The sequence below is a fragment of the Rhodococcus sp. NPDC004095 genome (assembly GCF_053604015.1).
This window is the reverse complement of the sequence record NZ_JBSGGS010000001.1, coordinates 665,566-678,645: the sequence shown is the minus strand read 5'-3', so window position 1 is coordinate 678,645 and position 13,080 is coordinate 665,566. Positions and strand designations below refer to the sequence as shown.

Below are 13,080 nucleotides of genomic sequence, written 5' to 3'. Positions count from 1 at the left end.
CGGCCCGCACGGGGGCCGGAAGGACTCACCGGTCGGTGCCCACCGCGCGGACGAAGTTGTCGGCGAGGATCGCGCAGGTCTCGTTCAGCCCGGGCATGGTGAGCGCGGGGTGGGACTCGGTGGCCGGCCGCAACAGGACGTGCACCATCAGCGGCGCCACCATCTGCTGCACCAACAGCACCCGAGGCAGGTCGCGTATCGCGCCGGCCGCGACCAGCTTCTCGAGCCAGGCCAGTACCGAGTTCAGCGGCGAGTGGGGCATCACGTACTCGACCAGTTCGGCCACCATCGGGTCGTGCGGGCGGGCCAGGATCTCGGCGAGGATGGCGGGTGCGATGCGGGGCTCGCGGGTCCACTGCCGGATCATCTGCCGGTAGATCCGGCCCACCGCGGCGCGCAGATCCGTCTGCGGATCGACGTCGGTGCTCAGGTCCAGCGTCGGACCGTAGGCCTGGAAGATGGCCTGCAGCAGTCCTGCCCGGTTCCCGAAGGCCAGATACAGGGTGTACACCGAGCAGTGCGCGGCGCTCGCCACCGCCTCCAGTGTCAACGCGGCCAGGCCGCGTTCGCCGATCAGCTGGGCGCCGGCCTCCATCGCCCGGTCGCGGGCCGGTCGCTGCCCGCCCGGATCGACGCCACTCGCGAGCACCGCCGCGTCGAGGGGGCCGCGGGTGCCGCCGAGTCGGCGCAGCAGCGTGCTGCGCGAGATGCCGGCCCGTTTGGCGATCTCGACCAGTGGCACCGCCCCGACGTCCCGGCCGGTCTCCTCCGCCGCCCGCAGGGCCGCGTCGACGAGCTCGTCGGGCACCCCACCGGCCGCATTCCCTTCCACCACATCCGAACTCTATTTCACCGTCATCGGATCTCGTTCTGACATTGTGCTTGGTGTAGCTTGTATCCGAGTTTCAAACGGTTCGGTTCTCCACGGAAGGTGACGCACATGTCGGATGCAGGGTCGCGGCCAACGCGAAACCCGTGGGCGGTGCTCGCCGCTCTGGTCGTCGGCCTGTCGGCCGTGGTGATCGCGATGCTCGCGGCGTTCGCGCTCCCCAACATCCACGGCGGACCGCACGCCATGCCGCTCGGCGTGACCGGCTCGCAAGCCGTGGTCCAGGCGGTCCAGGAGCGGCTCGACGGCGACTCCTGGGAGGTCACCGCCTACCCGGACCGGGAGGCACTCGCGGACGCGATCCGCGAGCGGTCCGTCGCCGGCGGGATCAGCGTCGGGGCGGACGGCGTCGGGGTGCTCACCGCCGGCGCCGGCGGGGCCACCGCCGCGTCGGCGATCACTGCCGTCGGCACCACCCTCGCCCAGCAACAGCACCTCCAGGTCACGGTGGAGGACCTGGTCCCCTTCCCCGAACGTGACCCGCGCGGCTCCGGGCTCACCTCCGCCGCCCTGCCCCTCGTCTTCGGCGGGATCATCCCGGCGGTCGCGTTGACCCGCTTGTTCCCCGGACGGGCCAACCTGCGGATCCGTCTGATCGGCGTGCTCGGGTTCTCGGTGGTCGCCGGCGCCGCGATCACCGCGTTCCTGCAGTACGGGACCGGCTCGCTGACCGGCAACTACTGGCTCACCGCGGCCGGCCTGGCCCTCGGGGTGGCGGCTCTGGCCTGCACGATGCTCGGGCTGGAGGCGCTGTTCGGCTTCGTCGGTCTCGGGATCGGTGCGGTGGCGATGATGTTCCTGGGAAACCCGCTGTCCGGGATCGGCACCGGCGACCACTGGCTGCCCGACGGCTGGTCCACGCTCGGACAGTTGCTGCCGCCGGGGGCCTCGGGAAGCCTGTTGCGCGCCAACGCCTTCTTCGACGGAGCCGGTGCACTCCGGCCCGTCCTCGTGCTCACCGCATGGACGGTCTTCGGCCTCGCACTCTCGGCCATCGCCGCCCGCCGGGGCGACAAGGCGTCCACGGCGCCGGCCGATGCACTGACCGACCATCACTGAGCGCGAAAGCGCCTGCGGCGGTGGGTCTCTCCGATGACACCGCCGCCGCGGCGCTTGTCGGTCCCGTTACGACAGCAACGCGTCGACGCTCACCACGGTCAGCGCCACCAGTGCGAACACCTTGACGACCTCCAGTGCGACGTACACGTGGTGGGCGCGGGACCGGGGCAGCTCGACGCCGGCGAGCACCTTGTTCGATCGTCTCGTCAGCGGCGGCCGCACTCCGAGGACCTGCACCAGCAGCACCACCGTGGCTACGCCGAGCAGCCACCACATCGCGGCGGTCGGCGGGGTCGGCGAGGCGAGGGCCGCGACCCACAGCACCACGAGGACCACCAGCTCGGTGACGTTGAGGGCGCGGAACACGAGCCGGCCGATGCCCAGACCGATGGGCACCGTCACGCCCGGCGCACGGAACTTGAGCGGAGCCTCGAGGAACGAGATCGCGAACACCGCACCCAGCCAGAACGCGGGTGCGAGCAGTTGCAGTGACGTCCAGACGGTGTCCATCACGGTGCTCCTCGTGCGGCGTGGTGTGACGGCCGCCGTACGCCGCCGCCCCGAGCGTAGCCGGGTGACCCGGTCCGGCAGCGCGTTTCAGGGCACCATCGCGAGGCGGTGCCCGCGGAACCGCCGCCGCATCCGTCGATCGTGCGTGACGACCACGACGGCACCGGGGAACGCGTCGAGCGCGGTCTCCAGATCCTCGACCAGCGCAGGTGCCAGGTGATTTGTCGGTTCGTCGAGCAGCAGCAGGTCCGCATCGGAGGTGGACAGCAGCGCCACCTCGAGTCGCCGGCGCTGCCCGAAGGACAGTTCGGCGAGCGGGCGGTGCAGGTCGTCGGGCCGGAACAGTCCGAGCGAGAGCAATTCCGCCTCCACGCGGTCCGGATCGCCCCGGCGTTGCCCGGCATACGCCTTGAGCAGCGTCGCCGAGCCGGGCCACCTGCGTGCCCGCTGCCGCAGATACCCGATCCGGGCGGGCGCCAGCACCCGGCCGGTGCCGGGAACGATCTCGCCCGCAATCACATTCAGCAGCGTGGTCTTCCCCGCGCCGTTCGGGCCGGTCACCAGCAGCCGCCCACCTGGGTGCAGTTCCAGTTCCGGCACCCACAGCCGGGAACCGACACGGACGTCGTCGAGACGTACCAGCGGACCGCCGGCTGCCTCGGTGGTCTGCGTGGACAGCGGCGGCGTGAAGCGCAGCCGGTCCGGTGGCGGCGCGACCGCATTCGTCGTCAGTCGTTCGATCCGCTCCTTGGCGTTGCGGATCCGCCCCATCGCACCGTGGTCGCGGCCACGGGCCCGGAACGCCCCGTGCCCGAACCCGGCCTTCTCCTGCTTGCGGGGAATCGCCGCGAGCCGCGACGCATTCGCCTCGACGAGGCGGGCGTTCCGGACGAGTTCGATCCTCCACTCCGCGTGGGCCTGCCGCATGCGCTGTCGCTCAGCCGCTTTCGTGGCGAGGTACCCGTCGTAGCCGTCGCCGTAGCGGCGCACCGCACGGTCGGCGACCTCGACGATCAGCGACGTCAGGCGGTCGAGGAAGTCTCGATCGTGCGTCACGGCGACCACCGTGCCGCGGTGCGCGAGCAGACGCTGCTCCAGCCAGGCGACGGCGGCGTCGTCGAGATCGTTCGTCGGCTCGTCGAGAAGGAGCAGATCGGCGTTCGCCGCGAGGCTCGTGGCCAGCGCGAGCCTGGCCTGCTGCCCGCCCGACAGTGCGTCGAACGGGCGCGCGCGATCGAGGTTCGGCAGGCCCAACGCGTGCAGGCCGGCCGCGACGCGCTCGTCGATCGTGTAGCCGTCGAGGCTTTCGAAAAGGGCTGTCGAACGGGTGTATTCGGACATGAGGGCGTCGAGGTCGCCGGGGGCGGGGTGGGCAAGGTCCCGCTCCAGGTCACGGATCCGGGCCTCGAGCGCCCGGACGTCGCAGAGGACGTGATCGATGGCGTCCTGCACGGTCGCGTCCACCGGCAGGTCCAGGGACTGCGCGGCGTACGCGATTCCGCCCGGCGCGACGACACGGACTTCGCCGTTGTCGGGGCTGGTACGTCCGGCGAACAGCGAGAGCAGGGTGGACTTGCCGGAGCCGTTGTCGCCGACGACACCGACCTTCGCTCCCGGCGGAATGGTCAGCTCCACGCCGTCGAGGACGAGCCGGTCGCCGAAGCGCTTCGAGACCGTCCGGAGGGAGAACTGTGACGCGGGCATGGGTGTGCTCCTTGCGCCCCGGCAGAACCGGAGAGATCGGGGAAAGGTGTCCTCGCGCAATGGACCCCACCGAACGCGGTGGCGGTGGATGCGCGCTCAGGACTCGCCGCGGAGCATGCTCGTCGCGACGTCCCGATCTACTGATTCAGAGTGCCCACGAAAGTCACCGTAGCACCGGATGATCCGTGCACCCAGTGATTATCCGGGCCGGTCTCGCCCGGAAACACCTGTGGCGGTGGATGAGTCCGAAGAACTCACCCACCGCCACAGGGGTCGAGCGTGTGTGACGACCACAGGCCGTCGCGAGGGCTACGCCTCGATGATGAAGGCCTCCAGCTCGGCGCGAGCCTTGTCGTCGGCCATCTGGACCGGCGGGGACTTCATCAGGTAGGCGGAGGCCGGGTAGACCGGTCCACCGAGGCCGCGGTCCTTGGCGATCTTCGCGGCGCGGACGGCGTCGATGATGATGCCGGCGGAGTTCGGCGAGTCCCAGACCTCGAGCTTGTACTCCAGGTTCAGCGGGGCGTCACCGAAGGCGCGACCCTCGAGGCGGACGTACGCCCACTTGCGGTCGTCGAGCCACTCCACGTAGTCCGAGGGACCGATGTGGACGTTGCGGTCGTGGACCTTGCCCGCGAGCGAACCGGTGAGGTTCGACGTCACGGCCTGCGTCTTCGACACCTTCTTGGACTCCAGGCGCTCACGCTCGAGCATGTTCTTGAAGTCCATGTTGCCGCCGACGTTGAGCTGGTAGGTGCGGTCGAGCACGACGCCGCGGTCCTCGAACAGCTTCGCCATGACACGGTGGGTGATGGTGGCGCCGACCTGGGACTTGATGTCGTCGCCGACGATCGGGACGCCGGCGTCCTTGAACTTCGCGGCCCACTCCGGGTCGGAGGCGATGAAGACGGGCAGTGCGTTGACGAACGCCACACCGGCGTCGATGGCGCACTGTGCGTAGAACTTGTCGGCCTCCTCGGAGCCCACCGGCAGGTAGGAGACGAGGACGTCGACCTGGGCGTCCTTGAGGGCCTTGACGACGTCGACGGGCTCGGCGTCGGAGACCTCGATGGTCTGCGAGTAGTACTTGCCGATGCCGTCGAGGGTCGGGCCGCGCTGGACGGGGACGTCGAGCGGCGGGACGTCGGCGATCTTGATGGTGTTGTTCTCGCTGGCGAGGATCGCCTCGGAGAGGTCGAACCCGACCTTCTTGGCGTCGACGTCGAACGCGGCGACGAACTGCACGTCGCGCACGTGGTACTGCCCGAACTTCACGTGCATCAGGCCGGGGACGGTGGAGTTCTCGTCCGCGTCCTTGTAGTAGTGGACGCCCTGGACCAGAGACGAGGCACAGTTCCCCACGCCCACAATGGCCACGCGCACCGCGGTGCTGTTCTCACCCATGGTCGGGTTCTCCTTCTTTCTTGGGTAACGCTGTTGGTGTTTGCTCGGCCGCGATCAACTCGTTGAGCCACCGCACCTCCCGCTCGCTCGACTCGAGTCCGAGCTGATGGAGCTGGCGGGTGTAGCGGTCGAGTGATCCGCTGGCCCGTCCGATCGCGTCGCGGAGCCCCTCTCGGCGCTCCTCTACCTGACGGCGCCGACCTTCGAGGATCCGCATCCGCGCCTCGGCGGGGGTGCGGCTGAAGAAGGCGAGATGCACCCCGAAGCCGTCGTCGGTGTAGTTCTGCGGTCCGGTGTCGGCCACCAGTTCGGTGAACCGCTGCCGGCCCTTGTCGGTCAGTTGGTAGACGCGGCGGGCGCGGCGCTTGACCGTCCCGTCCGGGCCGACGTCCTCGGCGATCAACCCGTCGGCCTGCATGCGGCGCAGCGTCGGGTAGAGCGATCCGTACGAGAAGGCGCGGAACGCGCCCAGGAGGCCGGTCAGCCGCTTGCGCAGCTCGTATCCGTGCATGGGCGACTCGAGGAGCAGCCCGAGAATTGCCAGCTCGAGCATCCGTGTCCCACCTCCCGTCGTCCAAACCTAACCGTGTGATGCGACCACCAACTATATCGCACCGATATAGTTGGGCACCGCGACACGAGTAGGTGTGACGAAAAGTACGTGCCGCAGATCGGGGTGCCGGAGGACGCGTGGGTCAGTCGTCCGCGCGATACACGGAGCGGACCTCGCCGTCGATGCCGGCGGTCAGGTGGCCGGTACGCCCGGACACCTGGTTCGACAGGTGGATCGACACCACCGGATTCCCGTCGCCGTCGTCGACCGACAGGTGCGTCGAGTCCGGCTCCGGGACGCCGAGCGTCTGCGGGGCTCCGAGCAGCAGCCCTCCGACCCCGCGCACGTCCAGGTCGTCGAGGTTGACCGGCACGGTGTCCCGGTCGCGCCCCGGAGAGGTGCCGCTGTCCGAGAGCCCGTCCTCGTCGAAGCGCAGATCCCGCGACATTCCCGGAGCGCCCGGGACGGGGATCTCGATCGACGCGTAGTCGGCGAAGACGGTCATGCCGTCGACCAGCGCATCGCCGTAGCCGTCGTGCAGCTCGGACACGATCCGGGCCAGACCGGCCGCCGACAGCAGGGTGCCGGGACGCGCGTCGGACGAGTCGGCGTCGGCGCCGGTGATCCGGGCCGCGACGACGGCACCGCCGACCACGACGACGGCGGCGGCCACGAGTCCGGCGATCCAGCGGCGGGCGTGTTCGGCCCGCGGCACCGGCAACCGGTCCGTCATCTGACCGCGAACCTGCAGGTCACGGACCAGGCCGTCGAGTTCGGCGAGGGTCCGCGCCCGATCGGACGCGTCCGCCCGCTGCCGGTACTCCTCCGCGGACAGCTGCCCCTCGGCGTAGGCGGTGTCGAGGAGTTCGCGGACACCGGCGCGGTCACTGTCGCGGGCCCGCAGGCGGGGTGCCGGATTGCTTCGCATCGCGGCTACCGGTCGCCGTAGGACACGCGGGTCCGGTCGCCCTCGGGAGTGAGGGCCAGATATCCGCTCATGCCGGTGTCGTCGTTGCTGACGTAGATCGTCACCTCGGGTCCGTCGTCAGCGCTCATGCTCACGTGGGAGATGGTCCCGTTCGGGACGTGCACGCTCTCTGCGGCCCCGGCCAGGTATCCGGCCAGCGCATCGAGATTCACGGTGGCGAGGTCGAGTCGGGGCAGGTCGGGGTCGCGGCCCGTGTTCGGGCTGCCCGACTTCGCGAATCCGCCCCGGAACGACCAGTCCTGGCTGCGGCGCGGCTCGCCGTCGAACATGCGCTCGGCGATGACGTACTCGTCGTAGAAGGTCACGTCGTCGACCAGGGTGTCACCGAACTTCGCAAGGTAGGCGTCCCGAAACTTCCCAACCCCGGTGGCGGTGAGCGGGTCGATCCGCTCGACCACGATCGGCGCGACATCGGCGTACGGATCCTGCGGGTCGGCCGGGGTGTCCGGCGCTGCGGGCGCGGCCCGGGCGACGGGGGCCGTCGGCTCGGCGTCGTCGGTGCCGGACAGCATCACCACCGCGGCGACCGCGGCGGCGGTGACCGCGGCGGTGCCGACCGCGAGCGTGCGGACCGGGACCGGCCGGCGCGGGGCCGGCCGGGAGATCGTGGTGTGTGCGGGCAGTTGGAGGTCGGCGATGGTGGCGTCGAGGTCGGCCAGCGTTTTCGCGGACATGGCCGCGCGGGTGCGGTCGCGGTGCTCGTCGTCGGTGAGCTGGCCGTCGCCGAGGGCGGCGTCGAGGAGCCCGCAGGTCTGCACCCGATCGGTGTCGCGTGCCCGCAGGGTGGTCTGTCGCTGTGCCACGACGGCAATGATAGGAAGCCGCCCGCCGCTGTGTGGATCGTCACTGCGGTCACACCTGCTCGTCGTCGGCGTTTCCCCCGGCGTGTCGTGGGGAATCGGCAGGACGACCCGAGACCCGACGGTCCTGCCCACGTACTCTGGTCAACGTGCGATTGCAGCGGCAGGTGGTGGACTACGCCCTCCAGCGGCGATCCCTGCTGGCCGAGGTGTTCTCCGGCCGGACCGGGGTCACCGAGGTGTGCGACGCCAGTCCCTACCTGTTGCGGGCCGCGAAGTTCCACGGGCGACCATCGGAGGTGACCTGCCCCATCTGCCGGAAGGAGCAGCTCATCCTCGTCTCGTGGGTGTTCGGCGACAAGCTGGGCCCGGTCTCCGGATCGGCCCGGACGGCGGAGGAACTGGTTCGGCTGGCGGCCTCTCAGGAGGAGTTCTCGGTGCATGTCGTCGAGGTCTGCCGGACGTGCAACTGGAATCACCTGGTGCAGTCGTACGTTCTCGGCTCGGTACCCGCGCCGAAGCGGACCCGAACCCGCTCGACCCGCAGCCCGAGCCGGCGCATGGCGAGTGAGTGAGCCGCACCGACGACCTTGACCGCAGCCCGAACGGCTGAGACCGAGTGACACAGCCGTGTCCAACGCGAGTATCTGGAGAGTCCCCACGTGAGTTCCCCCTACAACGATCCGCAGGGTGGTCTACCCACCGGAGCGCCACGTCCCACCGGCCCGCAGCCGGGTGGGCGGCCTCCGGGGTACTCGCAGCCGAACCAGCCGCCGCCCGGCTACGGCCGTCCGGGACAGCCCGGACAGCCGGGGCCGATGCCGCCGCGCTACGTCACCGGTCCCGGCGGCAGGCCGCAGCCCCAGCCGGGCCAGCCGCGGCCCGGTCAGCCGTATCCCCCGCAGGGCGCCCCGCGGCCACAGCCGCAGCGGCCCGCCGCGCCCCGTTCCGGGCAGTCGAACCCCGCACAACCCAATGCGGCGGCGCAGGCCCGTCCCCTCGCCCAGCCCCGTCCGTCCACGCCGTCGCGCCCCACCCAGGCGGGTAGCGGCGGTGGCCGTCCCCCGGCGGGCCCGCCGCCGACCGGCCGCTCCGGCGGATCCGGTGGCACCGGCGGGCAGCCACCCCAACCCCCGAAGAAGATGAAGTCGAAACGCTGGAAGATCGTCCGCCGCACCCTCTACAGCCTCGTCGCGCTCGGCATGGTCGTGCCGCTGCTCGCGTTCATGGTCGCCTACGTCACCCAGGACGTCCCGCGCCCCGGTGACATGAAGACCAACCAGGTCGCCACGATCTACGCCAGCGACGGCAACACGGTGCTGAGCACGATCGTGCCGCCCGAGGGCAACCGGACCGACGTCTCCATCGACCAGATCCCCAAGCACGTGCGCGACGCCGTGCTCGCGGCGGAGGATCGCGACTTCTACTCCAACCCCGGCTTCTCGATCAGCGGCTTCGCCCGCGCCGCACGCGACAACGTGCTCGGTAAGGACAGCGCCGGCGGCGGTTCGACGATCACGCAGCAGTACGTCAAGAACGCGATGGTCGGATCCGAGCGGTCGATCACCCGCAAGATGCGGGAGCTGGTGATCTCCGCGAAGATGGCGCAGCAGTGGTCGAAGGACGACATCCTCGCCGCCTACCTGAACACCATCCCGTTCGGGCGCGGCGTGTTCGGCATCGCGGCCGCCTCGCAGGCGTACTTCGACAAGCCCATCGAGGAGCTCACGGTGGAGGAGGGCGCGGTCCTGGCCGCGACCATCCAGCAGCCGTACGGCCTGGACCCGTCCACCAACCCGACCGGCGCCGAAACCCGCTGGGGCTACGTCCTCGACGGCATGGTCGGAGCCAAGACGCTCGACTCCGGGCAGCGCTCGGGGATGGTGTACCCGCACGTGGTCCCGCTGTCCGAGGTGGACACCGGCGCCGTCGGCAGCGGCCCGGCCGGCCTGATCCGCAACCAGGTGGTCAAGGAACTCGAGGCCAACGGCATCAACGAGCAGGTCCTCAACACCGAGGGCCTGCAGATCACCACCACCATCGATGACCAGGCGCAGCAGGCCGCGGTGGACGCGGTCACCACCAACATGGAGGGTGAGAACGAGGAACTGCGGACCGCGGTCGTCTCGATCGACCCGAAGACCGGTGGCGTCAAGGCCTACTACGGCGGCGCCGAGGGGTCGGGCTACGACTTCGCGCAGGCCGGACTGCAGACCGGCTCGTCGTTCAAGGTGTTCGGTCTGGCGTCGGCGCTGAACGAGGGCATCCCGCTGTCGAAGATGTACGACAGCAGCTCGCTGACCCTGGGCGGGGTCACCATCACCAACGTCGAGGGCGAGTCCTGCGGCACCTGCACCATCGCCGAGGCGCTCAAGCGGTCGCTGAACACCAGCTTCTACCGGCAGATGCTCTCGATCGAGAACGGCCCGGAGAAGATCGCCGAGATCGCGCACAAGGCGGGCATCCCGGAGGACATCCCGGGTGTCGCGGGCACCAGCCTGCAGGAGTCGAACGGCAAGTCCGAGAACGGCATCGTGCTCGGCCAGTACCAGTCCCGCGTCATCGACATGGCGTCGTCGTACGCGACGCTCGCCGCGTCCGGTGTGTACCGCACGCCGCACTTCGTCCAGAAGGTCGTCACCGCGGACGGCACGGTGCTGCTCGACCGGGGCGGCGCCTCCGTCGGTGAGGCCCGGCTCAAGCCGGCCGTCGCGGACAACGTGACCGCCGCGATGCAGCCGATCGCCGCCTACTCGCGGGGCCACGGCCTCGCCGGCGGTCGCCCGTCGGCGGCGAAGACCGGCACCGCGCAGCTCGGGGACACCGGGCAGAACAAGGACGCCTGGATGGTCGGCTACACGCCCTCGCTGGCGACCGCGGTCTGGGTCGGCACCGAACAGGGCCTGCCGCTGCAGAACTCGTGGGGCGGCCTGATGTACGGCTCGGGTCTGCCGTCGGACATCTGGAAGGCGACGATGGACGGTGCGCTCGAGGGCACCGACGTCGAGTCGTTCCCGACGCCGGACGCGATCGGCGGGCAGGCCGGTGTGCCCGCGTACACCGCGCCGTACACCCCGCCGAAGACCACCGCCGCTCCCCCGTCGAGCACGTCCGTGCCGCAGCTCACGCTGCCGCCCATGGAGGTCACGCAGACGCCGGTGGAGATCCTGCCGGGCGTCACCATCCCGATCCCCGGCCTCAAGCCGGCGCCCACCACCCAGGCACCCGCGGCGACGACCGCCGGTCCGCTGCCCGGGCAGCCGACCACCGGGGAGGACGAGGTCGCGCAACCGGGCGCGCGGCAGGCCGTGCCGCGGGGACAGGGCGGCTAGCCGGTCGGTAACGTCGCGTCGGTGGTGGAGGACTCAGGGGACAGCACAGCGGAGGGTGCGGCGGACCGGGCGTTGGGATCGCCGGCCGTGCTCGCGGACGACCGGCGGTCCGCGGACCGGGACCTGCCCGGTCGCACCGACCCGCTGACCGCGCAGGCGTCGTCGGTGCTCGGCGGGCCGGTGGGCCGCCGGGCCCTGATCGGGCGGCAGCGGTTCTGGACCCCGCTGCGGGTGATCCTGCTGCTGGCGGTGATCTTCCTCGGCCTCGGCTGGTCGACGAAGGCGGCGTGCATCCAGCAGGCCCCGAACGGGCCGGAGGGCGCGCTCGGACTGGACTGGAGCGGCAGCCGTCAGTACACCGCGCTGTGCTACTCGGACACCGTGCCGTTGTACGGGGCCGAACGCCTCGACGAGGGTGCGTTCCCGTACAAGAAGTCCTGGGAGGAACCGGCTCCCGACGGGTCGGTGCAGACCCGGTACATGGAGTACCCGGTGCTGGCCGGGTTGTACCAGTACGCGTCGATGACGGTCGCGAAGGCGTGGCACGCGACGCCGTGGCTGCCGGGCGCGCTGCAGGTCGTGCTCTACTTCAACGTCGTCGCCTTCGGCCTGGCGCTGGCCTGGCTGGTGACGGTGTGGTCGACGGTGCTGCTGGCAGGCCGCCGGGTCTGGGACGCGGCGCTGGTCGCGGTCTCGCCGCTGGTGGTGGTGCACGCGTTCACCAATTTCGATCCCCTGGCAACGGCGTTCGCGGGTACCGGACTGCTCGCCTGGGCGCGGCGGCGGCCGGTCCTGGCCGGGGTGCTGCTCGGGCTGGGCGGCGCCACCAAGCTGTACCCGCTGATGCTGCTCGGTCCCCTGCTGGTGCTGTGCCTGCGCGCCGGTCGGCTCCGCGACTGGTGGCGCGCGACGGCCGCGGCCGCGGCGGCGTGGCTGCTTGTGAATCTGCCGATCGCGCTGGCCTTCCCGAACGGGTGGCGCGAGTTCTTCCGGCTCAACTCCGAGCGCGGCGCCGACCCGGATTCGTTGTACAACGTGGTCTCCTCGTTCACCAGGTGGGCGGGATTCGACGGCGTGCTTGCCCGCGGTGAGAGCCCGACGATCCTGAACACGGTGTCGCTGCTGCTGTTCGTGGCGGTGTGCGTCGGCGTCGGGTGGATCGCGTTGACGGCGCCGCGCAGGCCGCGGGTCGCGCAACTGTGCTTCCTGGTCGTCGCCGGGTTCCTGCTGACCAACAAGGTGTGGAGCCCGCAGTACTCGCTGTGGCTGGTGCCGCTGGCGGTGCTGGCGCTGCCGCACCGCCGGATCCTGTTGGCGTGGATGACGATCGACGCCCTGGTGTGGGTGCCGAGGATGTACTACTACCTCGGCGTCGGCAACAAGGGGCTGCCCGAGCAGTGGTTCACCGCCACCGTCGTGGTCCGGGACCTGGCGGTGCTCGCCCTGTGCGCCATGATCGTCCGGCAGATCTACCGGCCCGCGGAGGACCTGGTGCGCGGTGCCGGGGTGGACGACCCGGTCGGCGGCGTCCTCGACGGCGCACCCGACGCGCCGCCGCACTGGTTGCCGCGGTGGCTGCGTCCGCGGACCACGTCGATCGCCTGGTCGGTCGCGGGCCCGCAGGCCGTCGCGCGCTGACCCGACCTGCCTTCGCGGCGATCCGTCCGGCCGCGCGTTCGGGGCGCGACACGGATGTTCAATCCACGCGGCTTCGCCACGTCGTTGTTAGTGTTTAACGCTCAATCACTGCTACAAAGGAAAGGAGGTGTACACGAATGCTTCTCGGAACTCTCGGGCTGGCCGTCAACGGCCTGCTGGAACTGCTGGGCGGTGTGCTGGGC

11 protein-coding genes are annotated in these 13,080 nt (G+C 70.6%); 4 read left to right on the top strand and 7 right to left on the bottom strand.

The annotated features are described in order from the left end of the window. Positions 1-25: 25 nt before the first annotated feature. Positions 26-835 (bottom strand): TetR/AcrR family transcriptional regulator, encoded by an 810-nt coding sequence (locus tag ACWEPG_RS03065; protein ID WP_452593841.1) that lies wholly within the window; start codon positions 833-835, stop codon positions 26-28. 105 nt (positions 836-940) lie between these two features. Here ACWEPG_RS03065 and ACWEPG_RS03060 point away from each other — a divergent pair, with 105 nt between their 5' ends. Continuing rightward, positions 941-1,948 carry an ABC transporter permease gene (locus ACWEPG_RS03060; RefSeq protein ID WP_452593840.1) on the top strand — a complete coding sequence of 336 codons (1,008 nt, stop codon included), beginning with the start codon at positions 941-943 and terminating at the stop codon, positions 1,946-1,948. Positions 1,949-2,014: 66 nt separating this feature from the next. Here the strand turns inward: ACWEPG_RS03060 and ACWEPG_RS03055 are convergent, their stop codons facing one another. From ACWEPG_RS03055 to ACWEPG_RS03030, 6 genes are all read right to left on the bottom strand, one after another. Further along, positions 2,015-2,458, bottom strand: coding sequence for a hypothetical protein (locus tag ACWEPG_RS03055; RefSeq protein WP_450114945.1), 444 nt, complete (start codon positions 2,456-2,458; stop codon positions 2,015-2,017). A gap of 87 nt (positions 2,459-2,545) precedes the next feature. Further along, on the bottom strand, positions 2,546-4,162 hold the full coding sequence (gene abc-f, locus ACWEPG_RS03050) for a ribosomal protection-like ABC-F family protein (RefSeq protein ID WP_452593839.1): 1,617 nt from the start codon (positions 4,160-4,162) through the stop codon (positions 2,546-2,548). Between the two features lie 309 nt (positions 4,163-4,471). Continuing rightward, positions 4,472-5,566 (bottom strand): inositol-3-phosphate synthase, encoded by a 1,095-nt coding sequence (locus ACWEPG_RS03045; protein ID WP_450114947.1) that lies wholly within the window; start codon positions 5,564-5,566, stop codon positions 4,472-4,474. After that, positions 5,559-6,119 (bottom strand): PadR family transcriptional regulator, encoded by a 561-nt coding sequence (locus tag ACWEPG_RS03040; protein WP_450114948.1) that lies wholly within the window; start codon positions 6,117-6,119, stop codon positions 5,559-5,561. The genes ACWEPG_RS03045 and ACWEPG_RS03040 overlap by 8 nt, the downstream gene beginning before the upstream one ends. Positions 6,120-6,261: 142 nt before the next feature. Continuing rightward, complete coding sequence (locus ACWEPG_RS03035) at positions 6,262-7,047, bottom strand: DUF1707 SHOCT-like domain-containing protein (RefSeq protein WP_452593838.1); 786 nt, start codon at positions 7,045-7,047, stop codon at positions 6,262-6,264. Positions 7,048-7,052: 5 nt separating this feature from the next. Then, positions 7,053-7,910 (bottom strand): DUF1707 SHOCT-like domain-containing protein, encoded by an 858-nt coding sequence (locus ACWEPG_RS03030; RefSeq protein ID WP_452593837.1) that lies wholly within the window; start codon positions 7,908-7,910, stop codon positions 7,053-7,055. Positions 7,911-8,056: 146 nt separating this feature from the next. Here ACWEPG_RS03030 and ACWEPG_RS03025 point away from each other — a divergent pair, with 146 nt between their 5' ends. From ACWEPG_RS03025 to ACWEPG_RS03015, 3 genes are all read left to right on the top strand, one after another. Beyond that, a complete protein-coding gene (locus ACWEPG_RS03025; protein WP_452593836.1) occupies positions 8,057-8,482 on the top strand; it encodes a DUF5318 domain-containing protein in 426 nt (141 codons plus the stop codon). A gap of 567 nt (positions 8,483-9,049) precedes the next feature. After that, entirely contained in the window at positions 9,050-11,239 is a 2,190-nt protein-coding gene (locus ACWEPG_RS03020) for a transglycosylase domain-containing protein (protein WP_450114990.1), read from the top strand. A gap of 24 nt (positions 11,240-11,263) precedes the next feature. After that, positions 11,264-12,877, top strand: coding sequence for a glycosyltransferase family 87 protein (locus tag ACWEPG_RS03015; RefSeq protein ID WP_452593876.1), 1,614 nt, complete (start codon positions 11,264-11,266; stop codon positions 12,875-12,877). Positions 12,878-13,080 lie beyond the last annotated feature (203 nt).